The organism is Polaromonas sp. (genome assembly GCF_043778355.1).
Lineage (GTDB): Bacteria > Pseudomonadota > Gammaproteobacteria > Burkholderiales > Burkholderiaceae_C > Polaromonas.
This window is the reverse complement of the sequence record NZ_JAYWHI010000009.1, coordinates 1-21,375: the sequence shown is the minus strand read 5'-3', so window position 1 is coordinate 21,375 and position 21,375 is coordinate 1. Positions and strand designations below refer to the sequence as shown.

General features: G+C 63.9%; 24 protein-coding genes. 15 read left to right on the top strand and 9 right to left on the bottom strand.

Annotated elements, in window-relative coordinates; all coding sequences use genetic code 11:
- Nucleotides 1–20: 20 nt before the first annotated feature.
- The 4 genes from ACH2CW_RS01340 to ACH2CW_RS01325 all read right to left on the bottom strand — a co-directional run bounded on the left by ACH2CW_RS01340 (nt 21) and on the right by ACH2CW_RS01325 (nt 2,862).
- A complete protein-coding gene (locus ACH2CW_RS01340) occupies nt 21–410 on the bottom strand; it encodes a response regulator (RefSeq protein ID WP_395055049.1) in 390 nt (129 codons plus the stop codon).
- 72 nt (nt 411–482) lie between these two features.
- A complete protein-coding gene (locus tag ACH2CW_RS01335; RefSeq protein WP_395055048.1) occupies nt 483–815 on the bottom strand; it encodes an Hpt domain-containing protein in 333 nt (110 codons plus the stop codon).
- On the bottom strand, nt 812–2,002 hold the full coding sequence (locus tag ACH2CW_RS01330) for an HPP family protein (protein WP_395055047.1): 1,191 nt from the start codon (nt 2,000–2,002) through the stop codon (nt 812–814). Before ACH2CW_RS01330 ends, ACH2CW_RS01335 begins: the two co-directional genes overlap by 4 nt.
- Before the next feature lie 41 nt (nt 2,003–2,043).
- A complete protein-coding gene (locus ACH2CW_RS01325; RefSeq protein ID WP_395055046.1) occupies nt 2,044–2,862 on the bottom strand; it encodes a M48 family metallopeptidase in 819 nt (272 codons plus the stop codon).
- Between the two features lie 56 nt (nt 2,863–2,918).
- Here ACH2CW_RS01325 and ACH2CW_RS01320 point away from each other — a divergent pair, with 56 nt between their 5' ends.
- The 4 genes from ACH2CW_RS01320 (at nt 2,919) to ACH2CW_RS01305 (ending at nt 7,491) form a co-directional block, all read left to right on the top strand.
- Nucleotides 2,919–4,322 (top strand): AmpG family muropeptide MFS transporter, encoded by a 1,404-nt coding sequence (locus ACH2CW_RS01320; protein ID WP_395055045.1) that lies wholly within the window; start codon nt 2,919–2,921, stop codon nt 4,320–4,322.
- Between the two features lie 280 nt (nt 4,323–4,602).
- Nucleotides 4,603–5,313: a response regulator gene (locus ACH2CW_RS01315; protein ID WP_395055061.1), complete on the top strand. Its 711-nt coding sequence runs from the start codon at nt 4,603–4,605 to the stop codon at nt 5,311–5,313.
- 25 nt (nt 5,314–5,338) lie between these two features.
- Nucleotides 5,339–6,568, top strand: a complete 1,230-nt coding sequence (locus tag ACH2CW_RS01310) for an ATP-binding protein (RefSeq protein WP_395055044.1) — start codon at nt 5,339–5,341, stop codon at nt 6,566–6,568.
- A gap of 305 nt (nt 6,569–6,873) precedes the next feature.
- The gene (locus tag ACH2CW_RS01305) at nt 6,874–7,491 is read left to right on the top strand and encodes a carboxymuconolactone decarboxylase family protein (RefSeq protein ID WP_395055043.1); all 618 of its coding nucleotides are present in this window, start codon (nt 6,874–6,876) and stop codon (nt 7,489–7,491) included.
- On the opposite strand, the gene waaF is transcribed toward ACH2CW_RS01305, so the two are convergent.
- From waaF to radA, 5 genes are all read right to left on the bottom strand, one after another.
- Nucleotides 7,488–8,504, bottom strand: a complete 1,017-nt coding sequence (gene waaF / locus ACH2CW_RS01300; protein ID WP_395055042.1) for a lipopolysaccharide heptosyltransferase II — start codon at nt 8,502–8,504, stop codon at nt 7,488–7,490. The genes ACH2CW_RS01305 and waaF overlap by 4 nt on opposite strands.
- 89 nt (nt 8,505–8,593) lie before the next feature.
- The gene (locus ACH2CW_RS01295) at nt 8,594–8,803 is read right to left on the bottom strand and encodes a zinc-finger domain-containing protein (RefSeq protein ID WP_395055041.1); all 210 of its coding nucleotides are present in this window, start codon (nt 8,801–8,803) and stop codon (nt 8,594–8,596) included.
- Nucleotides 8,804–8,805: 2 nt separating this feature from the next.
- The gene (locus tag ACH2CW_RS01290) at nt 8,806–9,759 is read right to left on the bottom strand and encodes a branched-chain amino acid transaminase (protein WP_395055040.1); all 954 of its coding nucleotides are present in this window, start codon (nt 9,757–9,759) and stop codon (nt 8,806–8,808) included.
- Between the two features lie 79 nt (nt 9,760–9,838).
- Nucleotides 9,839–10,285 carry a glycerate kinase gene (locus tag ACH2CW_RS01285; protein WP_395055039.1) on the bottom strand — a complete coding sequence of 149 codons (447 nt, stop codon included), beginning with the start codon at nt 10,283–10,285 and terminating at the stop codon, nt 9,839–9,841.
- A 155-nt stretch (nt 10,286–10,440) separates the two neighbouring features.
- Nucleotides 10,441–11,808 (bottom strand): DNA repair protein RadA, encoded by a 1,368-nt coding sequence (gene radA / locus ACH2CW_RS01280; protein ID WP_395055038.1) that lies wholly within the window; start codon nt 11,806–11,808, stop codon nt 10,441–10,443.
- Nucleotides 11,809–11,913: 105 nt separating this feature from the next.
- Here radA and hpaR point away from each other — a divergent pair, with 105 nt between their 5' ends.
- The 11 genes from hpaR to ACH2CW_RS01225 all read left to right on the top strand — a co-directional run bounded on the left by hpaR (nt 11,914) and on the right by ACH2CW_RS01225 (nt 21,025).
- Nucleotides 11,914–12,345, top strand: coding sequence for a homoprotocatechuate degradation operon regulator HpaR (gene hpaR, locus ACH2CW_RS01275; protein WP_395055037.1), 432 nt, complete (start codon nt 11,914–11,916; stop codon nt 12,343–12,345).
- A complete protein-coding gene (locus tag ACH2CW_RS01270; RefSeq protein ID WP_395055035.1) occupies nt 12,342–12,965 on the top strand; it encodes a fumarylacetoacetate hydrolase family protein in 624 nt (207 codons plus the stop codon). The genes hpaR and ACH2CW_RS01270 overlap by 4 nt, the downstream gene beginning before the upstream one ends.
- A complete protein-coding gene (locus ACH2CW_RS01265) occupies nt 12,962–13,714 on the top strand; it encodes a fumarylacetoacetate hydrolase family protein (RefSeq protein ID WP_395055033.1) in 753 nt (250 codons plus the stop codon). The genes ACH2CW_RS01270 and ACH2CW_RS01265 overlap by 4 nt, the downstream gene beginning before the upstream one ends.
- Nucleotides 13,711–15,174: a 5-carboxymethyl-2-hydroxymuconate semialdehyde dehydrogenase gene (gene hpaE / locus ACH2CW_RS01260; RefSeq protein ID WP_395055031.1), complete on the top strand. Its 1,464-nt coding sequence runs from the start codon at nt 13,711–13,713 to the stop codon at nt 15,172–15,174. The genes ACH2CW_RS01265 and hpaE overlap by 4 nt, the downstream gene beginning before the upstream one ends.
- An 84-nt stretch (nt 15,175–15,258) precedes the next feature.
- Complete coding sequence (gene hpaD / locus ACH2CW_RS01255; protein ID WP_395055029.1) at nt 15,259–16,131, top strand: 3,4-dihydroxyphenylacetate 2,3-dioxygenase; 873 nt, start codon at nt 15,259–15,261, stop codon at nt 16,129–16,131.
- Nucleotides 16,132–16,141: 10 nt separating this feature from the next.
- Nucleotides 16,142–16,546, top strand: a complete 405-nt coding sequence (locus ACH2CW_RS01250; protein ID WP_395055027.1) for a 5-carboxymethyl-2-hydroxymuconate Delta-isomerase — start codon at nt 16,142–16,144, stop codon at nt 16,544–16,546.
- Between the two features lie 75 nt (nt 16,547–16,621).
- Nucleotides 16,622–17,434 carry a 2-oxo-hept-4-ene-1,7-dioate hydratase gene (gene hpaH, locus ACH2CW_RS01245; RefSeq protein ID WP_395055025.1) on the top strand — a complete coding sequence of 271 codons (813 nt, stop codon included), beginning with the start codon at nt 16,622–16,624 and terminating at the stop codon, nt 17,432–17,434.
- Nucleotides 17,435–17,444: 10 nt separating this feature from the next.
- Nucleotides 17,445–18,275: a 4-hydroxy-2-oxoheptanedioate aldolase gene (gene hpaI / locus ACH2CW_RS01240; protein ID WP_395055023.1), complete on the top strand. Its 831-nt coding sequence runs from the start codon at nt 17,445–17,447 to the stop codon at nt 18,273–18,275.
- Nucleotides 18,276–18,300: 25 nt separating this feature from the next.
- Nucleotides 18,301–19,077, top strand: coding sequence for a class II aldolase/adducin family protein (locus tag ACH2CW_RS01235; protein ID WP_395055021.1), 777 nt, complete (start codon nt 18,301–18,303; stop codon nt 19,075–19,077).
- 38 nt (nt 19,078–19,115) lie between these two features.
- Nucleotides 19,116–20,123: a 2-dehydropantoate 2-reductase gene (locus ACH2CW_RS01230; RefSeq protein WP_395055019.1), complete on the top strand. Its 1,008-nt coding sequence runs from the start codon at nt 19,116–19,118 to the stop codon at nt 20,121–20,123.
- On the top strand, nt 20,123–21,025 hold the full coding sequence (locus ACH2CW_RS01225; RefSeq protein WP_395055017.1) for an EamA family transporter: 903 nt from the start codon (nt 20,123–20,125) through the stop codon (nt 21,023–21,025). The genes ACH2CW_RS01230 and ACH2CW_RS01225 overlap by 1 nt, the downstream gene beginning before the upstream one ends.
- Nucleotides 21,026–21,375 lie beyond the last annotated feature (350 nt).

The window sequence follows — 21,375 nt, the reverse complement described above, 5'->3', positions numbered from 1 at the left end:
CCGTCCCCGGCGGCAGCTCTTCACCCGCCCTTGAGTTCCCATATGCGGCCGATCTGGGCCGACAGTTCCATCGGGTCAAACGGCTTGTGGATCACATCGATGGCGCCCAGCGCCATGTATTGGGCCACCTCGGCGGCCTGCACCTTGGCGGTCATGAAAATCACCGGTGTCGTTGCCGTGGCCGGTAACGCGCGCAAGGCCTTCAGGGTGCTGGGACCGTCCATGCCCGGCATCATCACGTCAAGCAGCAGCAAGTCGGCGGCGGCGGCGGGCGCGGCAGCCAGCGCCTCGCTGCCGGACGCGCAGGCGGTCACCGCAAAACCTCCAACGGCTTCCAGCGCCATTTGGGCAACCATGCGGATATCGGGTTCGTCTTCCACATACAGGATGCGGGCAAGTGGTTTGGGCATGCGTGTGTCCTTGTCAATATGTGCGGGCCAGTAGGCAATCGAAAGTACGCACCGGCAAGCGAGTCTACCCGCTCAGCGGGGCAGGCTGGCCTGTAAGGCTGCCATGGCCAGCGATATCCCGGCATGTTGTTCAGGGCTCAATACCGCGCCGCTCTCGCCGGCCTGGGTCAGCAACAGTTCAAGCGACTTGGCAGCCAGGCCCACATCGCGAAAGCCCAGGGTTCCAGCGGTGCCCGCCAGCGTGTGGGCCAGTCGCTCCAGTTCAGCCAGCGCGGGCGGCGCAGCGCCGATGCTCACCGCCGCCCAGAGCGCCTGGAGTTGCGCCCATTTTTCCGGCAAGGTACGCTGGTAATCAGCGCGCTGCAGATCAAGAAATTGCTGAAATTGCTCTTGCGGTGTGCTCATGGTGTGGACTCCTGAGGCGATGTCGGTGGCTCGAACAGGGCCGCCACCATGTCGGACTGGGTGATGATGCCGACCAGTCGCCCGTCGTCGCCAGTGATGGGGATGTGGTGGTGGCCAGAGCCGCCAAACAGCGGTACCAGGTCCACCAGATAACGCTGCCTGCCGGCAACCCGAACCTGGCGCGTCATGATTTGCCCGACCACGGGCGGCTTTCCGGTCGGGCCGATGGCGCCCAGCAGCGTGCGCAGCCTGGCGTCCATGCCTTCGTAGCCTTTTATTCCGGCCGCGCGCATGAAGTCCGCCAGCGTGACGATACCCACGATACGGAAATCTGCGTCTACCACCGGCAGCGCCTTGATGCGACGCTCGCGCAGCAGGGCCCAGGCATCTTCCAATGGCGTGCGGTGGGTCACTGTGACCAGGTCACGCGACATGACGTCGGCACAGCGCACGCCGGCGAGCTTGCGCTGGTAGGCCTGCCACTTCACCTGCTCCAGCAGTGCTTGCAGGTCGTCACGACTGACGTCCAGCACCTGGTTGTAACGCGCCAGCACGGCGTCCAGATCGGCCTCGGCGTCGCGCACCTGCGCAGGTTTGCCGGTGTCGGTCGGCGCCGGCCGTTGCGCATGCGGATAAGGGCGCCGCGTTGCATTGTTCCAGGCCATGCCGGCGCAGGCCAGCAGGACGGAATTGACCAGCACCGGAAACAGCGCAAACCACGGGTTGGTGATGCCGCCCAGCACCATCATCAGCGCTGATGCGCCGCCGGGCGGATGCAGACAGCGCAAGGCCAGCATCAGCCCGACGGCCACACCTACCGCGACCGCCGCAGCCAGTTCGGGTGGTCCCAGCCAGCGCGCGCAGGCAATACCGACCAGCGCCGACAAGGTGTTGCCGCCCACCACCGACCAGGGTTGGGCCAGCGGGCTGGACGGCACACCGAACACCAGCACGGCGCTGGCCCCCATGGGCGCCACCAGCCAGGGCAGGCTGGCCAGCGCCGTGTCGACTGCAAGATGGCTGAGCCCCCCGGCCAGCAGGATTCCCAGAAATGCGCCCATAACGATGCGCCAGCGCTCGCGGGCATTGATGCGGGTGCGCGCTGGCCGCAGCGACTGCAGCCACAAAAACAAGCGTGCCGGGAAAGGCTCGCGCGCGGCATCCGCGCGGGGAGGGGGGAAACTCATGGTGGAAGGCACAGCTTACCGCAGCGCCCCAGGCATGGCGTTCAGCCCTTGCGCGCCCGTTCGTAGAGCGGCACAACCCGCGGCAGGTTGCGCTCCATGTCGGCGATCCGGGTGGCGCCGGCCGGGTGGGTGCTCAGCCACTGGGGCGGCGCGCCCTTGTTGGCATCCGCCATTTTTTGCCACAGGGTGATGCCGGCGCGCGGATTGAAGCCGGCGCGTGCGCCGAGCTCCATGCCGACCAGATCGGCCTCGGACTCGTCCTCGCGGCCGAAACGCAGATTGAGAAGTTGCACGCCGTAGCTGGCCACCGTCTGACCCAGGTCACCGAGCCCGAACAGCTGCGACAACAAGCTGGCACCTATGCTGGTGGCGGCCGACTTGCCCATGCGCTCACGTGCATGTTCGCGCAGCGCATGGGCCATTTCGTGGCCCATGATCATGGCCACCTCGTCGTCCGTGAGTTGCAGTTGCTCGAGGATGCCGGTGTAGAACGCGATTTTTCCGCCAGGCATGCAAAAGGCGTTGATCTGCTTGCTGCCGATCAGGTTGACCTCCCACTGCCAGGCCTTGGCGCGTGGATTCCAGGCTTCGGCGTGCGGAATGATGCGCTGGGCAATCCGGCGCAGGCGCTGTAATTGCGCATTGCTCGGCGGGGCCAGTGCATTCTGCGCCGCCGCCTCTTGCATCATCTTGGCGTACTGCTGTTTGGCGGCCTGCTCGATCTCTTCGGCCGGGACCAGCTTGGTGAAGCCGGAGTTGCCCCCCACCTGAACCCCGTCGTTCTGGCCCAGCGCCGGGACGGCGCCCAGCAACAGGGCGGTGGACAGGGCGGCAAGGTTCAGCGTCGAAGCGATTCTCATGGCATCTCCAATATTGACGGCGCCTTCGCACCGGGGTCACAGCGTATTATTCCCGCATGAGCGATACCGTACCCGAGAAAACGCAGCCTGCGCGTCAGCCGCCGCCGCATCCGGCCGTCGCTTCTGCGCCCGAAGCCGTGCCCGAAGTCGCGCCGACCAAGCCGGGCTGGGGGGAAACACTGCGGGTTTACCTCGAAGCCCCCACGCTGCGCATGCTGCTGCTGGGCTTTTCCGCCGGGCTGCCCCTGCTACTGGTGTTCGGCACGCTGAGCTTCTGGCTGCGTGAGGCCGGCATTGACCGGACCACCATCGGTTATCTGAGCTGGGTCGGGCTGGCCTACGGCTTCAAATGGGTCTGGGCGCCGCTGGTGGACCGGCTGCCGATTCCGCTGCTGACGCGTCTGCTCGGGCGCCGGCGCAGCTGGTTGCTGCTGTCGCAGACCGTCATCATGGCCGCGCTGGTCAGCATGGCGTTGACCGATCCGCGCGCGGCCTTGCTGCCGGTGGTCTGGTGCGCGCTGGCGGTGGCCTTTGCGTCGGCCACCCAGGACATTGCGCTCGACGCTTTCCGCATCGAGTCTGCCGATGCGCAGCGACAAGCGGCCCTGGCCGCCACCTACCAGACCGGTTACCGCATCGCGATGATCTGGGCCGGCGCCGGTGTGCTCTGGATTGCCGCGCGCGCCGAGGTGGTCGGTGGCGGTACCTACCAACATGGTGCCTGGCAGACCGCTTACCTGGTGATGGCCGCCTCCATGCTGCTGGGCATGCTCACGGTACTGTTTTCGCCGGAGCCGGCCCAGCGTGAAATGCTGCCGGCCCGCAACGCCGCCGAATGGCTCAAAAGCGCACTGGTCGAACCCTTCGCCGACTTTCTGCGCCGCTACGGCAAACACGCGCTGTTGATCCTGGCGCTGATTGCGGTGTATCGCATCAGCGACGTGGTGATGGGCATCATGGCCAACCCGTTTTACGTCGACATGGGCTACACGAAAGACGAGGTGGCCACCGTTACCAAGGTTTACGGGGTGTTGATGACTCTCGTCGGCGCTTTTGCCGGGGGCGCGCTGGCCATGCGTTTTGGTGTCATGAAGGTGCTGATGCTGGGCGCGGTGCTGAGCGCTGCCAGCAACCTGCTGTTTGCCTGGCTGGGCTCGCGCGGCCACGACGTGCAGGCGCTGATCTTCGTGATCTCTGCCGACAACCTGTCCAGCGGCATCGCCTCGGCAGCTTTCATTGCCTACCTGTCCAGCCTGACCAACATCAACTACTCGGCCACGCAGTACGCCTTGTTCAGCTCAATGATGCTGCTACTGCCGAAGTTTCTGGCGGGTTATTCCGGCAGCTATGTGGACAGCTTCGGCTACAGCCACTTCTTCACTGCGACGGCGCTGCTGGGCCTGCCGGTACTGCTGCTGGTTTGGCTGGCCTCCCGCATGAAATCGCCCTCTAGCCCTTGACCCACGGGCGCGAACAGCTATCAAAAGCATAGCTTGGTCGGGCCGACATCACAGCGGTTTACCTAACTTTACGGGCGCTTCAACGCGACTTGTTGGGGTGGGCGCAACATGAACTCCCAGGTCACTGACGGAGAACACCATGAGCGAACACCGCAGCAGCGCAACTTACCCCGCCGATGCCATCAGCCCCTTCACCGGCGCTGACGTACTCGGGCCTGACAGCACGGTCGCCAGTGGCTACACTGACCCTCACGCCCCCCAACGCCCAGCGAGCCAGACCATGACGCAACAACTCTTGATGATCGAGGACGATACCCGCCTGGCGGCGATGGTGGGCGAATACCTGAGCAAGTCGGGCTACGGCTTCACCCACGCGGTCGACGGTGCCAAGGGGCTGGAGGCACTGGCGACCACCAAACCTGACCTGGTGATCCTGGACCTGATGTTGCCCGACATGGATGGCCTCGAAGTCTGCCGGCGGATCAAGAGCCTGGGCGGCGACAGCGCCCGAACCGCCGTGTTGATGCTGACCGCCAAGGGCGACCCGATGGACCGCATCGTCGGCCTTGAAATCGGCGCCGACGACTACCTGCCCAAACCGTTTGAACCGCGCGAGTTGCTGGCGCGCATCCGCGCTGTCTTGCGCCGCGGCAGCGAGACGGGCAGCGCTGCCGGCACGCAAAAATCCATGCGTTTCGGCTCGCTCGAAATTGACCGTGACGCGCGCACCGTGCAGGTCAGCGGAAAAACCTGCGACCTCACCTCCTACCAGTTCGACCTGCTGGTGGCACTGGCTGAACGCGCCGGCCGCGTTCTCAGCCGCGACCAGATCATGGAAGCCGTGCGGGGCCGCGAGCTTGAGGCCTTTGACCGCTCCATTGACGTTCACATGGGCCGCATCCGCAGTGCCATTGAAGTCGATGCCAAGGATCCCAAACGCATTCTGACCGTGCGCGGCGTGGGGTATGTTTTTGCCAAGCAGCAGGACTGAAGTGCCCCACGGCGTCGGTTGACCTATGTGGGTTCGTTTTACCTCCCATCTGTATGTGCGCATCTGGCTGGCCGTGGTCGCCACGGTGGTCGTGCTGGCTTTTCTCGTCGGTGCGGCCTGGCAACTGAGTACCGATCCGCCACAACTGCCCATCCGTGAAGTCCTGGTGCACAACAGCGCCGGTGAGGTCATCGGCAAGGCCCAGACCAAACCCGACCGCAAGCTTGGCGAAGGGCTGGAATTCAAGGTGCAGACGCTGGACGGACAGAATCTGCACCTGGTGTTGCCGCGTCCCAAACGGCCGCCGACCAACTCCTGGACCAAGCCGCCCTTCGGCTTTGGCTGGATGCTGGGTGTGGTGGCGCTGGCGGTGGCACTGGGCACCTACCCCATCGTGCGCCGCCTGACGCAGCGCCTGGAGGGCCTGCAGCGCGGTGTCGAGCGCTGGGGTGACGGCGACCTGTCGGCGCGTGTCTCGGTCAATGGCAGCGACGAGGTGGCCTTCCTGGCAGAGCGTTTCAACCACGCGGCCGAGCGCATCGAGACACTGATGGACACCCAGAAGTCGCTGCTTGTCTCCCACAAGTCGCTGCTGGCCAACGCCTCCCACGAGTTGCGCTCGCCGCTGGCCCGTATCCGCATGGGGCTGGAACTCATGAGCGAAGGCGCCGGGTCGTCGCAACGCGCTGAAATCTCACGCAGCATCAACGAGCTGGACCAGTTGATTGACGAAATCTTGCTGGCCAGCCGGCTTGACGCGCGCCAGACCGACGCCGAACCGTTCGAGACCCTGGACCTGACCGGCCTGGCCGCCGAGGAATGCGCCCGTGTGCAGGCCGAGCTTGGCACCGCCGCGCAAACCCATAGCCTGACAGTGCAGGGCTCGCCGCGCCTGCTGCGCCGCCTGATCCGCAACCTGCTGGAAAACGCCAGGCGTTACGGCACGGGCGAGATCAGCCTGGAGCTGTCGCAGTCGGGAATGGGCACGCGCGAAAGCGTGGTGATCCGCGTCAACGACCGCGGCCCCGGCGTTCCCGCCAACCAGCGCGAGCGCATTTTCGAGCCGTTCTACCGCCTGCCGGGCGCCAGCGAGCGAGAGGGCGGCGTCGGTCTGGGCCTGGCGCTGGTCAAGTCCATCACCGAGCGCCACGGCGGCACAGTGCGCTGCGAAGACCGGCCAGGCGGCGGTGCGTCTTTCGTGGTGGAGTTGCCGGTGTTGGCTGTCGCCCAGGCTTCCAGAAGCCCGTCGCAATAATCACAGGCGAAACAGGTGCTGTTTTTTGCACTTGTTCATGCTGAAAGAGACACTTCTCCCCTATTTAGGGGATGCCGTGCAGGCAGCATCGCCCCTACAGTCCTGTTGTTGCTGTGACAACACTGTGAATCAACAACAAGGCAAAGGCGAGGAACCCCAGGTCGATCAACAGGCCTTCTCATCTCAACGACACCCTCGAAAGAGGGTTTTGACCAGCCACCGGAAGGTGGCTTTTTTTTGCCTGGCCCCTGCCAGCACCGCGTTACCATCGGTACCCGCCACCACCCGCCACCAGGAGTTTCACCGTGACCTCACCCGATCAGGCAGCACCCGTTTCTCAAGGCTTTTCGCCAGCGCCGCATGAGCGACTCCCGATGATGGCTTCGCAAGCGATGTCGGCGGCGCAGCGTGAAGCCGCCGACGCCTTGATCGCGGGCCCGCGCAAGGCCGTGCTGGGCCCCTTTATTGCGCTGCTGCGCAGTCCAGACCTGATGGCACGGGTCGGCAAGGTCGGCGAATACCTGCGGTTTGACTGCCTGCTGGAGGTCCGCATCCGGGAACTTGCGATGTGCCTGGTGGCGCGCCATGTGAGCAACCAGTTCGAGTGGCTGATGCATGCGCCGCTGGCGCTCAAGGCCGGCGTGGCACAGGGCGTTCTTGATGCCGTCGCCGCCGGCAAGTACCCGCACAGCGCAGCCGCCGACGAAGCCGCCGCGATCGACCTGGTGACTGAACTGTTGGCCCACCACGGCGTGTGCGACGCGACTTATGCGGCCGCGCTGGCGGTTTTCGGCGAACAGGGCGTGGTCGAGTTGACGACGCTGGTCGGTTATTTCGCGATGGTCTGCTGGGTCATGAACGTGGCGCGCACACCGGGCCAGCCGCAGGCTGGCTTCGGCGCGCTCGATGCTTTTCCGGCTTAGGGAAGCGCTGTCAGTACCCGTGCAGCGCTGATGTCCTTGAGGCAACGGGTGTGGCCCAGTGGACAGTCGCGCTCGAAGCAGGGCGCGCAGTCCAGCGGCGGCTGGTAATCCGGATCGTTCTTGAGCCACAACACAGTTGCTAGTTCACTCAAGGGTGGTGTGTGCAGCGGGCTGGACGACCCGAAGATCGCGACCTGCGGCACGCCAAAAGCCGCCGCCACATGCATCAAGCCCGAATCGTTGCTGACCACCTGCCGGGCGGCGGCGATGGCACACAGGGCCTGAACCAGCGTGGTTTTGCCGGCGAAGTTCAGGCATTTTCCCGTCTGCAAGGCGTTGACCGGAGCCGCGATTTCTTCACACAGCGCCGCCTCTTTGCCGGAGCCGAGCAGCACCACAGTCACATCCAGGCTTTGCGCCAGTGCCGAAAAATGCGCGGCCGGCCAGCGTTTGGCGGGACCGTACTCGGCGCCGGGCGCAAACACCACATAAGCGCCGCGCTGCAGGCCAAGTTCGGCCAGCGCCTGGGCCACCTCGGCCGGCGGCATGGTCAGCACGGGCCGGTCCGTGGCCAGGTCGGTGTCGCCACTGAGCGCCGAATAAAACGCCACCATGGGCGGGCGCTTTCCCTTGAGCGGATTTTTCAGGCGATGTGTCAGCAGGCCGATGCGCGCTTCCCCGAGGTAACCGATGCGTTTCGGGATGCCGGCCAGCAAGGGGAGCAAGGCGCTTTTCAATGAGTTCGGCAGCACATAGGCGGTATCGAACTGGCCGGCGATACGTTTTGCGAGTGCGCGGCGCGCCTTCAGTTGCAGCCCGCCGTGCGCAAACGGGAACTCAATCACCTCGTGCACATGTGGCATCGCACGGTACACCGGCGCCACCCAGGGCAGCGCGCCGACCGTGAGCTGCTCACCGCGCGCATGCAGACGCCGCAGCAGCGGTTCGGTCATGACCGCATCGCCTATCCACTGCGGGGCGATGACGAGGGAACGGCGCGAGTTATCTGACATGGCTTCCGTTCGCCCTGAGCTTGTCGAAGGGTGTTTGCAAACTGCGATGTCTGAAGAAGGCTTCGACAGGCTCAGCCCGACCGGCCAGGTCAGTGACCGGCGCCGACGTGCTCGCCTGCTTTCAGCGCGTAAGTCGTGCCGCAATACGGGCACTTGGCCTGACCGGTGCGCGCCACATCCAGGTAAACCTTGGGATGGCTGTTCCAGATCTTCATGTCCGCCTTGGGACTGGGGCAGAACACCCCGCCCTGGGCGTTCAGGTCTTTGGCCAGCAGTTCAACGGTAAAGGAGGTACTCATGATCAGACCTTGGCCAACCAGGATGCGTATTTGGGGTTGCGCCCGTTCACGATATCAAAAAACGCTGCCTGAATTTTCTCGGTGATGGGCCCGCGCGAGCCGCCGTCACCCCGGTTGCCGATCTCGACCCGGTCCAGCTCGCGGATGGGTGTGACTTCGGCGGCAGTGCCGCTGAAAAATGCTTCGTCGGCGATGTAGATTTCATCACGCGTGATCGGCTTCTCCCGGATCGTGATGCCAAGGTCCGCGCAAATTGAAAAAATCGTGTTTCGGGTGATGCCATTGAGCGCACCGGCGCTGGAGTCGGGCGTATACACCACGCCCTTGCGCACCACAAACACGTTTTCACCCGCACCTTCGGACACAAAGCCCTGCGGGTCCAGCAACAGCGCTTCGTCGTAGCCTTCGTCGGTGGCTTCCATGTTGGCCAGAATCGAGTTGGTGTAGTTGCTCACCGCCTTGGCATGGACCATGGTGATGTTGACGTGATGCCGGGTGAAGCTTGATGTCTTCACACGAATGCCGCGCCGCAAGCCCTCATCGCCCAGATACGCACCCCAGGGCCAGGCCGCGACCATCAGGTGAATTTTGTTGCCTTTTGGCGAGACGCCGAGTTTTTCGGAGCCGATCCAGGTCAAGGGACGGATGTAGCAGCTTGGCAGCTTGTTGACCCGCACCACGTCCAGCGTGGCCTGCATGACCTCGGCCGGGGTAAACGGAATTTGCATGCGCAGGATTTTGGCGCTGTTGAACAGGCGCTCGGTGTGTTCTTCCAGGCGGAAGATGCCGGTACTGCCGTCCTGCAAATGGTAAGCCCTCACGCCTTCAAATGCGCCGCAGCCGTAATGCAGGGTGTGGGTCAGGACATGGATTTTGGCGTCACGCCAATCGACCATCTGGCCGTCCATCCAGATTTTGCCGTCACGGTCTGCCATGGAAGGGGGAAGGGGGGACATGGTGCGAATCCTCGGTGGGTGTGTCTGTAAATAGCTGCCGCGCGCCGGGTTCCCTTGCGGCAAACCCGAAGGGATTATTTTACGGGGACGGCGGCGCCTGGCCGGAATCGGTGGGCGCGGGTCCCTGCTGGTCCGGCTGCACCGGCCGGAACAGCTCGTAATGACTCAGCTTGCCGCCAACAAAGGTGCAGGTCACCGACGAGCCGGCGGTATCGGTCCAGACGAAGATTTCGGGCTGCGTATCTTTCGCCGAGCGCAAGGCGCCGAGGGAACGCGTCATGGCCACCACATGCATCAGCGTGAGCCCCGGCCTGAGCTTGGCGTTGAGCATGACGGCGCTGGCAACATAACCGATGGGCTGGTCGGACGCCCGCCTGAGCACCTGCATCATGCGGGTGAAATGCAGCAACACCCACATGAGCAAGCCGCCGACGGCCGCAGCCACACCCGGCCAGCCAAAGCCACGGTAGGCCAGCACAACCACAGCCACACCGGCGATCGGAACAAGAATTTTCTGGAAGTACATCGCGCTATTTTCGCAGGCAACGAACGCCAGCCTGATGCGGAGAGTGCGTAGCCGGCCATCGCCCCGCAGTTTTAGAACATTTTTGACCTTTAGCCCATACCCAGTCGATGCAATCAGCTATTTATTTGATAGCAATTCGGAGTCCTGGGTACCACTCACGCCAGGCTGCGCACCAGATCAATCGCCTGCTCCACCCGCTCGACCGCATGGATGGTCAGACCCTCGATGGGCTTTTTCGGCGCATTGGCCTTGGGCACCACGGCGACGCTGAAGCCGAGCTTGGCGGCTTCCTTCAGGCGCTCCTGACCACGCGGTGCGGGGCGCACCTCGCCGGCCAGGCCGACCTCGCCAAAAGCAATAAAACCCTTGGGCAGCGGCTTGCCGCGCAGGCTGGAGGTGATGGCCAGCATCACCGACAGATCGGCCGCCGGTTCGCTGATGCGCACGCCGCCGACCGCGTTGACAAACACGTCCTGGTCCATACAGGCAATGCCGGCGTGGCGGTGCAGCACCGCCAGCAGCATGGCCAGCCGGTCGCGGTCCAGGCCCACTGACAGCCGGCGCGGGCTCGGGCCGCCGCTGTCGACCAGCGCCTGGATCTCGACCAGCAGGGGCCGCGTGCCTTCGAGAGTGACCAGCACGCAACTGCCGGGCACCGGTTCGCTGTGCTGACTCAAAAAGATCGCGCTGGGATTCGTCACGCCCTTGAGGCCTTTTTCGGTCATCGCGAACACGCCGATTTCGTTAACCGCGCCAAAACGGTTTTTGATCGCGCGCACCAGCCGGAAGCTCGAATGGGTGTCGCCCTCGAAATACAGCACGGTGTCGACCATGTGTTCGAGCACGCGCGGGCCGGCCAGCGCGCCTTCTTTGGTGACATGGCCGACCAGGATGATGCAGACGCCGCTGGCTTTGGCTGCACGCGTCAGGTGGGCGGCGCATTCGCGCACTTGCGCCACCGAACCGGGCGCGGACGTGAGCTGGTCTGAATACACGGTCTGGATCGAGTCGATCACGGCCACCGCCGGTTTGGTGGCTTCCAGCGTGGCGAGGATTTTTTCGAGCTGGATCTCCGCCAGCACCTTGACCTGCGAACCGTCCAGCCCGAGCCGGCGCGAACGCAGCGCGACCTGGGCGCCGCTTTCTTCGCCTGTGACGTACAGCGTGTCCAGCCCGGCCCGCTGCAGCGAATCAAGCGCCTGCAGCAGCAAGGTCGATTTGCCGATGCCGGGGTCGCCACCAATCAGCACCACACCGCCTTCGACAATCCCGCCACCGAGCACACGGTCCAGTTCCTCGTGCCCGGTAGGTGTGCGCGCCATGTCGGAGGCTTCGATGTCGGCGAGGGTGGCGACTTCCGACGGTTTGGCCAGCGAAGCGAACCGGTTTTTGACTGGCGAGGCGCTTTCGGCGGCCGATTCGACCAGCGTGTTCCAGGCGCCGCAATGCGGGCATTTGCCAAGCCACTTGGGGCTGGTGCCGCCGCATTCGGTGCAGCTGTAAATCGTCTTGTCTTTGGCCATGCCGGATATTACTGTATTTATACACAGTACGGGTAAGTCCTGCAGCATCCGATCAGGGGCAAGCGCTGTTTTCATTTAACATGTTAAATAAATGGCCCGCACCGCATGACACCGCCTTTTACCCACCGCAATTTGCCCCGCCTGCTGCTGCAGGCGCGCGAGTCCGTGATGGCACACACCCGGCCACAATTGCGCGAACACGCGCTGAGCGACCAGCAGTGGCGCGTGCTGCGGGTGCTGGGCGAACACGGCGTGGTGGAAACCGGCAAGGTGGCGCGCGAGGCCTTCATCATTGGCCCCAGCTTGACCGGCGTCTTGAGCCGGATGGAGCGCGACGGCCTGATCCGCCGCGCGCGTGACCCGGCCGACCAGCGCCGCAGCGTGGTCGAGGCCACCGACAAGGGCATGAAACTGGTCAGCACCCTGTCGCAAACCATCGAAGCGCATTACGCGTGGATGGAGACATCCCTGGGCAAGGACAAGCTGGCACAGCTTTACGCCTTGCTCGACGAAGTCATTGACCTGGAGCAGCCATGAGCTGGATGCCTGAAGGCACTGTCTACGGCACCTTGCTGAACTTTCACGGCGAGCTCACCGCGTTGGCGCCGCAGATGACGCAGCCACCCTACAAGACGCCGCCGAAAGCGCCGGTGCTGTATGTCAAGACCGCCAACACCTGGAGCGCGCACGGCGCGCCCATTGCCGTGCCGGCGCGCGTGCCCGAGGTCGAGATCGGCGCCACCATCGCGATGGTGATCGGGGAGCACGGTCAGGTGGCCGGCTATGTTCTGGTGAACGACCTGTCGGTGCCGCACACCAGCTTTTTCCGCCCGCCCGTCAAGTTCAAAAACCTGGACGGTTTTCTGGGCGTCGGTGAGCGCATGCTGATGGCGGATCATGCTGGCGATCCTTTGACCTTCAGGCTGGAAGTGCGCATCAACGGTGATCTGAAACAGACCGTCGACTTTTCGCAACTGGTGCGCCCTGCCGCGCGGCTGCTGGCGGACGTAGGCGAATTCATGACCCTGCGCCCCGGCGATGTGCTGATGCTCGGGTGTGACGCGGGACGCCCGCTCGCCAAAGCCGGCGATCAGATCGACATCTCGGCGCCGGGATTCGCCACATTGAGCAACACCCTGGTGGCGGAGACTTCATGAGACATGCACGGGTCATCCACCAAGGCACCATCCACAACGCTACGCCCCGAGACGGCCAACTCCTGCTCGACACCGGCCAGCTCGTCGCTGAAGACACGGTACGCTGGCTGCCGCCGCTGGCGCCCACCCCGCGCCCGCGGACCATCCTGGCGCTGGGTCTGAACTACGCCGACCACGCGAAAGAGCTCGAATTCAAGGCACCCGATGAACCACTGGTTTTTATCAAGGGCGAAAGCACGCTCATCGGCCATCGGCAATTGACGCGTCGGCCCAATGACGCGCAGCTCATGCATTACGAGTGCGAGCTGACCATCGTGGTTGGCAGAACTGCAAAAAAAGTGAAGCGTGATGACGCCGCTGGCTTCATCGCCGGCTACACCATCGCCAACGACTACGCGATCCGCGACTACCTGGAGAACTGGTACCGTCCGAACGTGCGCGTGAAAAACCGGGACACCTGTACACCGCTGGGCCCCTGGCTGGTCGATGCGGCTGACATCGCCGACCCGATGGCGCTGGCGCTACAGACCACCGTCAACGGAAAGGTCACGCAAGCCGGCAACACGAAAGACATGATTTTTGACGTGAACTTCCTGGTTGAATACTTCAGCAGCTTCATGACCCTGCAGCCGGGCGATCTGATCCTGACCGGTACGCCCGACGGTGTGGTCGATTGCCGCCCCGGCGATGTCGTCGTCACAAGCATCGGCGGCTTGGGCGACCTCATCAACACGATTGAACAGACATGACAAAAATTGATCACCTCATCAACGGCAAGACCGTTGTGGGAAGCAGTTATTTCGAGACTGTCAATCCCGCTACGCAGGAAGTTCTTGCGGAGGTCGCTTCGGGCAGTGAGGCCGAAGTCAACGCCGCTGTCGGCGCCGCAAAAGAAGCCTTTCCAAAATGGGCGGGCATGGCAGCGCCGGCACGCGCCAGAATCATCCGCAAGCTCGGCGACCTGATCGCTGCGCATGTGCCGGAAATCGCGCAGATGGAAACCAATGACTGCGGCCAGGTGATCGCCCAGACCGGCAGGCAACTGATCCCGCGCGCTGCCGACAACTTCTATTACTTCGCCGAGATGTGCACCCGTGTCGATGGCCACAGCTACCCGACCGAAACGCACCTGAACTACACGCTGTATCACCCGACCGGCGTCTGTGCGCTGATCTCGCCATGGAACGTGCCCTTCATGACGGCCACGTGGAAGGTCGCGCCCTGCCTGGCCTTTGGCAACACCGCCGTACTCAAGATGAGCGAGCTGTCGCCGATGACGGCCGCGCGGCTGGGCGAGTTGGCACTCGAAGCCGGCATTCCACCGGGCGTGCTCAACATCGTGCATGGCACCGGCAAGGACGCCGGCGAACCGCTGTGCCGGCACCCGGACGTGCGCGCGATTTCGTTCACCGGATCGACCGCCACCGGCAACCGCATCGTGCAGGCCGCGGGCCTGAAAAAATTCAGCATGGAGCTGGGCGGCAAGTCGCCGTTTGTGATCTTCGAGGACGCGAACCTGGAGCGCGCACTCGACGCCGCGATTTTCATGATCTTCTCCAACAACGGTGAGCGCTGCACGGCCGGCTCACGCATCCTGGTGCAGCAGTCGATCTACGCCGACTTCGCCGCGAAGTTTGTGGAACGCGCCCAACGCATCAAGGTCGGTGACCCGCTGGACGAGTCGACCACGATAGGCCCAATGATTTCGCAGGGCCATCTGGCCAAGGTGCGCAGCTACATCGAGCTGGGCCCGAAAGAAGGCGCCACCCTGCTGTGCGGCGGCCTCGGCGCACCAGACCTGCCGGACCGGGTGAGAAAGGGCAATTACGTCCTGCCGACAGTGTTTGGCGACGTGGACAATCACATGCGCATCGCGCAGGAAGAAATTTTCGGTCCGGTCGCCTGCCTGATCCCGTTCAAGGACGAGGCCGAGGCGATTCGCCTCGCCAACGACACAGCCTACGGGTTGTCCAGTTATGTGTGGACCGAAAACATCGGCAAGGCGCACCGCGTCGCCGCCGCTGTGGAAGCCGGCATGTGTTTCGTCAACAGCCAGAACGTGCGCGATCTGCGCCAGCCCTTTGGCGGCACCAAGGCATCGGGAACCGGCCGCGAAGGCGGCACCTGGAGTTATGAGGTGTTCTGCGAGCCGAAAAACGTGGCGGTATCCCTCGGGTCGCACCCGATTCCGCATTGGGGAGGCGCATGAATGCGCTCCCCCTTGGGGTTAATGGGACGCCCCCCTCCCCATCCCTCCCCTCGAGGGGAGGGTGTTACAGCCTGAGGACTCGTCATGGGTAAGCTAGCCCTCGCGGCCAAAATCACACATGTCCCCTCCATGTACCTGTCGGAGTTTCCGGGCCCCAACTTCGGATGCCGCGACGCCGCCATCGCGGGCCACAAGGAGATCGACCGCCGCTGCCGCGCGCTCGGCGTGGATACCATTGTGGTGTTCGACGTGCACTGGCAGGTCAACAGTGAATACCACATCAACTGCGGGCCGAAGTTCGAGGGCAACTACACCAGCAACGAGCTGCCGCATTTCATCAAGAACATGCCCTATGCCTACCCTGGCAACCCGGCGCTCGGCCACCTGATGGCCGACAAAGCCAATGCCATGGGCGTGAAAAGCCGCGCACATTCGGACACCTCGCTCGAACTCGGCTACGGCACGCTGGTTCCCATGCGTTATATGAACAGCGACCAGCACTACAAGGTCATCAGCATCAGCGGCTGGTGCGACTGGCACGACCTGGCAGAGTCCGGGCGTTTCGGCCTGGCGGTGCGCAAAGCCATCGAGGAGGACTACGCCGGCACTGTTGCGGTGTTTGCCAGCGGCTCGCTGTCACACCACTTTGCCGACAACGGCCGCGCGCCCGAATTCATGCACAAGGTCTACGATCCATTCCTGGAGCAGGTGGACCAGCGTGTGATCGACCTCTGGAAAGCCGGCGACTGGAAAACATTTATCGGCATGTTGCCCATGTACGCCGACAAGTGCTGGGGCGAAGGCGACATGCACGACACCGCCATGCTGCTGGGCCTGCTCGGTGGGAACAGCTACGCCGCGCCGGTGGAAATCGTCACGCCCTACTTCGGCAGTTCGGGCACCGGACAGATCAATGCGATTTTTCCGGTCACGCCGTTGTCGGATTCGACCGACTGACTGGACTCACATGCCCCATCTCGTCATCCTCTACACCCCCAACCTGGAAGCGCAGGCCGACATGACGGCGCTGTGCCGCAAGCTGGCCGACATCATGCTGGCCACGCGCGACGAGGAAGGCAAGCAGGTCTTTCCCACCGGCGGCACACGCGTGCTGGCCTACCCCGCAGCGCACTACGCAGTGGCCGACGGCAAGGGCGACTACGGCTTTATCTACCTGAACCTGCGGATGGCCAGCGGCCGCTCGGGTGCTACAAAAAAGAGAGCTGGAGACGCCCTATTGGCAGGGGCTAAAAGCCATTTCGGGACGCTTTTCGAGCGACAGGCCGTCGGCATGACGCTGCAGATTGACGAAAGCCCGGGCCAGGTCTACGACGGCAAACACAGCAGCCTGCATCCCCTGTTCAACAAATGACTTGTCTCTGCTGTCATTGCGGCCTTGAGCCGCAATCCACTGCCACGACTACCTGGATTGCGGCTCAAGGCCGCAATGACACCGCCTGTGTTTGATCAGCCACGCATCGCCCTGCTCGCCGCCGAACTGCACCACAGCGAGAAGTCGCGCGTGCAGGTCGAACATTTCTCCAAACGCTTCCCGGGCATGACGGTCGAAGACGGCTACGCGATTTCACGCGCCTGGGTGAAGATGAAAACCGCCGAAGGCCGCAGCGTCCGCGGCCACAAGATCGGCCTGACCTCGCGCGCCATGCAGATCTCCAGCCAGATCGACGAGCCCGATTACGGCACCTTGCTGGACGACATGTTTTTCGAGCCAGGCGAGCTTCCCTCCGCCCGCTTCATCGCACCGCGTGTCGAGGTCGAGCTGGCTTTCATCCTGAAGAAGAAACTGGAAGGTACACACATCACCATCGATGATGTTCTCAACGCCACCGACTACGTGCAGCCGGCCATCGAAATCATCGACGCGCGCATTGAGCAGCTCGATCGCCACAGCAAAGCCATGCGCAAGGTGCAGGACACCATCAGCGACAACGCCGCCAACGCCGGCATCGTGCTGGGCGGGCGCAGGGTCTCCCCGCGCGAGGTCGATCTGCCCTGGATTGGCGCCATCCTGCGTCAGAACGGCGTGGTCGAGGAAACCGGCCTGGCTGCCGGCGTGCAGGGCCACCCCGCCATCGGTGTGGCCTGGCTGGCGATGAAACTCTCGCCCTGGGGCGAATGCCTGCAGGCCGGCGAGGTTGTGCTGGCCGGTTCCTTCACCCGGCCAGTGGTGGCCACAACCGGCGACGTGTTCGCCGCCGACTATGGGCCACTGGGCCGTTTCGAATTTCGTTTTTCTTGAGAGCTTTGACATGCAAACACCCCTCAATACCTTCAAGCAGGCCATCGCCACCCAACAAACGCAAATCGGCCTGTGGGTCAGCCTGGCCGACGCTTACAGCACCGAGATCTGCGCCGGCGCCGGTTTCGACTGGCTGCTGCTCGATGGTGAACATGCGCCCAACGATGTGCGCAGCATCCTGGCGCAGTTGCAGGTGGTGGCGGCTTACCCTTCACACCCGATTGCGCGCGTGCCCATGGGCCACGGCCATGTCGGCGAAGCGCTGATCAAGCAGTATCTGGATATCGGCGTGCAGACGCTGCTGGTGCCCATGGTCGATACCGCGGCGCAGGCCACCGCCCTGGTGCGCGCCACGCGCTACCCGCAATACGATACACAGGGCCAGGACATCGGCGGCATACGCGGCATGGCCGGCGCGCGGGCCTCGCGCTGGGGCCGCATTCCCGGCTATGCCCATGAGGCCAATGCGCAGGTGTGCCTGCTGGTGCAAGCCGAAACTCAAGCCGCGCTGGACAACCTGGACGCGATTGCCGCCGTCGACGGTGTCGATGGTGTCTTTATCGGCCCAGCCGATCTGTCGGCTTCGCTCGGTCATGTCGGCAACCCCGGTCATCCCGACGTCCAGGCGGCGATTGAATCGGCCATCAAGCGCATCATCAAAGCCGGCAAGGCGGCCGGCATCCTGACCACTGACGAAAAGCTGGCGCGTCACTACATCGCCCTGGGCTGCAGCTTTGTCGCAGTTGGCCTGGACACCCACTTGCTGGTGCGCCACACCAGTGCGCTGGCCGCGACCTTCAAGGCCGACGTCAGGGTCGCGCCCGCCGGCAAGACCTACTGATAGATATACATCCGGAGCCTGAACCATGAACGCCGTCCTGAACCCACCGCCCGCCGCCATGCATCCCGAGGAGTGGGCGGCGCGCCTGCAACTGGCCGCCTGTTATCGCGTGTTTGCAATGCTGGGCTGGACCGAGATGATTTACAACCACATCACCGTGCGCCTGCCCGACAGCGTGACCGGCGGAGACAAACAGTTTCTGATCAACCCCTTCGGCCTGCATTATTCGGAAGTCACGGCCAGCAATCTGCTCAAGATCGACCTCAAGGGCAACAAGCTCGACACCAACCCCTGGCCCGTCAACCCGGCCGGCTTCACCGTACATGCGGCCATCCACAACGGTCTGACCGGTGCGCATTGCGTGATGCACACCCACACCACCGCCGGCATCGCGGTCGCCTGCACGGCCGGCGGACTGGCACAGAACAACTTTTACTCGGCGCAATTGCACGACCTGGTGGCCTACCACGACTTCGAGGGCATCACCATTCACGCCGACGAAGCGCCGCGCCTGCTGAAAAACATCGGCGACAAGCCAGTGATAATCCTGCGCAACCACGGCCTGCTGGCCTGGGCGCCGACCTTGCCGCTGTGTTTTGTGCGGCTGTGGACCTTGCAGCGGGCCTGCGACATCCAGCTCGCGCAGGCGGCCATGGGCCCGGCGATTGCCGTGACGGAGGCGGTGGCCAAAAAGACCACCCACGACTCTTTCCAGTTCGACGCGCAGTTTGGCGCTGGCCAGGATGTGTTCGATGCGCTGGTGCGGCAGGTCGACCGGATCGACGACAGCTATAAAAAGTAGAGCATGTTACGCATACCACACAAGGGCTGGAGGCTGATTTGACCATTAAAAGAGTAGGTATCTACGGCGCCGGCGCGATTGGCGGCTGGATGGGCGTGAAGCTGGCGCAGGCGGGCTGCGATGTCAGCGTGGTGGCACGCGGCACGACACTGGCGGCGCTGCAGCAACACGGCTTGCGGCTTGAGTCTGCACGCCCTTCGACAGGATCAGGACAATCGGAAGTCATGTCCGTCCAGGTCAAGGCCAGTGAAGACCCGGCGGCACTCGGCGTGCAGGACCTGGTGATCATCGCCGTCAAGGCACCGGCATTGGCAGACGTTGCAAAAGTCATCGCGCCGCTGCTCGGCCCGCACACCATGGTGCTGACCGCGATGAACGGCGTGCCCTGGTGGTTTTTTGAAGGTTTTGGCGCACAGTACAGCGGCACCCGCCTGAAAGCGGTGGACCCGGACGGCGCGATCGCCCGCGCGATTGCGGCGCACCATGTCATCGGCTGCGTCGTGCATGCGAGCTGTTCGCTGAACAGCCCCGGTTTTGTGAAGAACCACTTCGGCAACAAACTTTTCATCGGTGAGCCCTCTGGCGAAAAAACCGCGCGGGTGCAGGCACTGGCGGCGCTGCTGGAACAAGCCGGCCATGAAGTCGCCGTGTCGGAGCAGATCCAGAAAGACACCTGGTACAAGCTCTGGGGCAACATGACGGTGAATCCGATCAGCGCCTTCACCGGCGCCACCACCGACCTGATCCTGGGCGACCCGCTGGTGCGTGATTTCATCTCGAAGGTGATGCTCGAAGCCAAAGAAATTGGTGCGCGCATCGGCATCCCAATAGCCCAACAGCCGGAAGACCGGCACGCGGTCACCCTCAAACTCGGCGCCTTCAAGACCTCGATGCTGCAGGACGTGGAGGCCGGCAAGGCGGTGGAGCTCGATGCCCTGGTGACGGTGGTGAAGGAGCTGGGCGAGTTGACGCAGGTGCCCACACCTTTCACCGATGCGCTGCTCGGCTTGTCGCGCCTGCATGCCCGCGTCCGCGGTTTGTACTGATGGCCAGCACCAAAGCCATCAGTGGCACCGCCTTCGCCACCTTGCTGCTGATCGCGCTGATGATGGGCGCCAACCATGTGGCGGCGCGCATTGCCTTCAACAACGGCGTCGACGTCGCCACCGCGGTGGTGTTCCGCAGCGGCGTCACCACCCTGGTGATCGTTGCGCTGCTGGCCGTGGCGCGTGTGCATGTCCGCTTCAGCGCGCGCCACAAGCGCATGTTGCCGCTGATTGGTCTGCTGATCGGCATCCAGAGCCTGTGCCTGTATTCGGCCGTGGCACGCCTGCCGGTGGCGCTGGCCCTGCTGGCCTTCAACACCTACCCGATCTGGACGGCGTTATGGGCCGCCGTGGTGTACCGGCAGCATCCCGAACGCGCCATGCTGATCGCCATGCCGGTGATCCTGCTCGGGCTGGCGCTGGCACTCGACGTCTTCGGCGCGGCCTCGGGCCTGGGCGCGTCGGGCCAATGGGCGCGCATAGGTGCGGGCGTGGCGTTTGCGCTCGCTGCGGCCGCCACCTTCGGGCTGGCCCTGGTGATCACGCAGCAGGAAACCGCCGACGTGGACGGGCGTGTGCGCACCGCCACCACCATGACAGTGGCCGGCTTGATTGCCTTGAGCTTGGTCGGCGCGCAGGGCGGCTTTCACCTGCCGCAGGCGGCGGCCGGCTGGGTCGGACTGGCGGCACTGACCTTTCTCTACGGCACGGCTTTCACCATCATGTTCACGGTGCTGCCCAAACTCGGTGTGGTCGGCAATTCGGCCATCATGAATGTGGAGCCGGTGTTTGCGCTGGTGCTGGCCTGGCTGATCCTGGGCCAGTCGATTGCACCGGTGCAGGTGGCCGGCGCGCTGCTGGTGGTCGGCGCGGTGATGGTGCTGGGGCTGAGGAAGCGCTGAACTTGCCAGCGCCGCGCCGCAGTGGAAAGCCTCAACACCCCGGTGTGCAAAAGACCGCAGGACTGAACTCCCCACTCCCTCCCCCCGCCCCTCCCTCGCCCCGCTGGGCGATGGCGGGGAGCTTCATTTGGCCGCGTGCGCTGCGCTCGCGTGCAAACATGACGGCCGCTTGGGAGTCCCGTCCCTGAAGCGCTGCGCGCTTCAGGGGCTCCGGGATTTTGTCCCCGCATTGGTCTTTCTTCCATCCCCCAACCCGTCGGGCTGGGCCGAGGAGCGCAGGTCAAAGCGGATCAGGGCTTGCGATTGTCTGAGGTTCTATATTTTTCGTCAAACTGGCTTGGGCACCAATC

Excerpts from the sequence above, each read along its gene's own strand:
- ACH2CW_RS01340 (WP_395055049.1), bottom strand. The coding sequence starts at position 410 with ATGCCCAAACCACTTGCCCGCATCCTGTATGTGGAAGACGAACCCGAT.
- ACH2CW_RS01335 (WP_395055048.1), bottom strand. The coding sequence starts at position 815 with ATGAGCACACCGCAAGAGCAATTTCAGCAATTTCTTGATCTGCAGCGC.
- ACH2CW_RS01330 (WP_395055047.1), bottom strand. The coding sequence starts at position 2,002 with ATGAGTTTCCCCCCTCCCCGCGCGGATGCCGCGCGCGAGCCTTTCCCG.
- ACH2CW_RS01325 (WP_395055046.1), bottom strand. The coding sequence starts at position 2,862 with ATGAGAATCGCTTCGACGCTGAACCTTGCCGCCCTGTCCACCGCCCTG.
- ACH2CW_RS01320 (WP_395055045.1), top strand. The coding sequence starts at position 2,919 with ATGAGCGATACCGTACCCGAGAAAACGCAGCCTGCGCGTCAGCCGCCG.
- ACH2CW_RS01315 (WP_395055061.1), top strand. The coding sequence starts at position 4,603 with ATGACGCAACAACTCTTGATGATCGAGGACGATACCCGCCTGGCGGCG.
- ACH2CW_RS01310 (WP_395055044.1), top strand. The coding sequence starts at position 5,339 with ATGTGGGTTCGTTTTACCTCCCATCTGTATGTGCGCATCTGGCTGGCC.
- waaF (WP_395055042.1), bottom strand. The coding sequence starts at position 8,504 with ATGTCAGATAACTCGCGCCGTTCCCTCGTCATCGCCCCGCAGTGGATA.
- ACH2CW_RS01295 (WP_395055041.1), bottom strand. The coding sequence starts at position 8,803 with ATGAGTACCTCCTTTACCGTTGAACTGCTGGCCAAAGACCTGAACGCC.
- ACH2CW_RS01290 (WP_395055040.1), bottom strand. The coding sequence starts at position 9,759 with ATGTCCCCCCTTCCCCCTTCCATGGCAGACCGTGACGGCAAAATCTGG.
- ACH2CW_RS01285 (WP_395055039.1), bottom strand. The coding sequence starts at position 10,285 with ATGTACTTCCAGAAAATTCTTGTTCCGATCGCCGGTGTGGCTGTGGTT.
- radA (WP_395055038.1), bottom strand. The coding sequence starts at position 11,808 with ATGGCCAAAGACAAGACGATTTACAGCTGCACCGAATGCGGCGGCACC.
- hpaR (WP_395055037.1), top strand. The coding sequence starts at position 11,914 with ATGACACCGCCTTTTACCCACCGCAATTTGCCCCGCCTGCTGCTGCAG.
- ACH2CW_RS01270 (WP_395055035.1), top strand. The coding sequence starts at position 12,342 with ATGAGCTGGATGCCTGAAGGCACTGTCTACGGCACCTTGCTGAACTTT.
- ACH2CW_RS01265 (WP_395055033.1), top strand. The coding sequence starts at position 12,962 with ATGAGACATGCACGGGTCATCCACCAAGGCACCATCCACAACGCTACG.
- hpaE (WP_395055031.1), top strand. The coding sequence starts at position 13,711 with ATGACAAAAATTGATCACCTCATCAACGGCAAGACCGTTGTGGGAAGC.
- hpaD (WP_395055029.1), top strand. The coding sequence starts at position 15,259 with ATGGGTAAGCTAGCCCTCGCGGCCAAAATCACACATGTCCCCTCCATG.
- ACH2CW_RS01250 (WP_395055027.1), top strand. The coding sequence starts at position 16,142 with ATGCCCCATCTCGTCATCCTCTACACCCCCAACCTGGAAGCGCAGGCC.
- hpaH (WP_395055025.1), top strand. The coding sequence starts at position 16,622 with ATGACACCGCCTGTGTTTGATCAGCCACGCATCGCCCTGCTCGCCGCC.
- hpaI (WP_395055023.1), top strand. The coding sequence starts at position 17,445 with ATGCAAACACCCCTCAATACCTTCAAGCAGGCCATCGCCACCCAACAA.
- ACH2CW_RS01235 (WP_395055021.1), top strand. The coding sequence starts at position 18,301 with ATGAACGCCGTCCTGAACCCACCGCCCGCCGCCATGCATCCCGAGGAG.
- ACH2CW_RS01225 (WP_395055017.1), top strand. The coding sequence starts at position 20,123 with ATGGCCAGCACCAAAGCCATCAGTGGCACCGCCTTCGCCACCTTGCTG.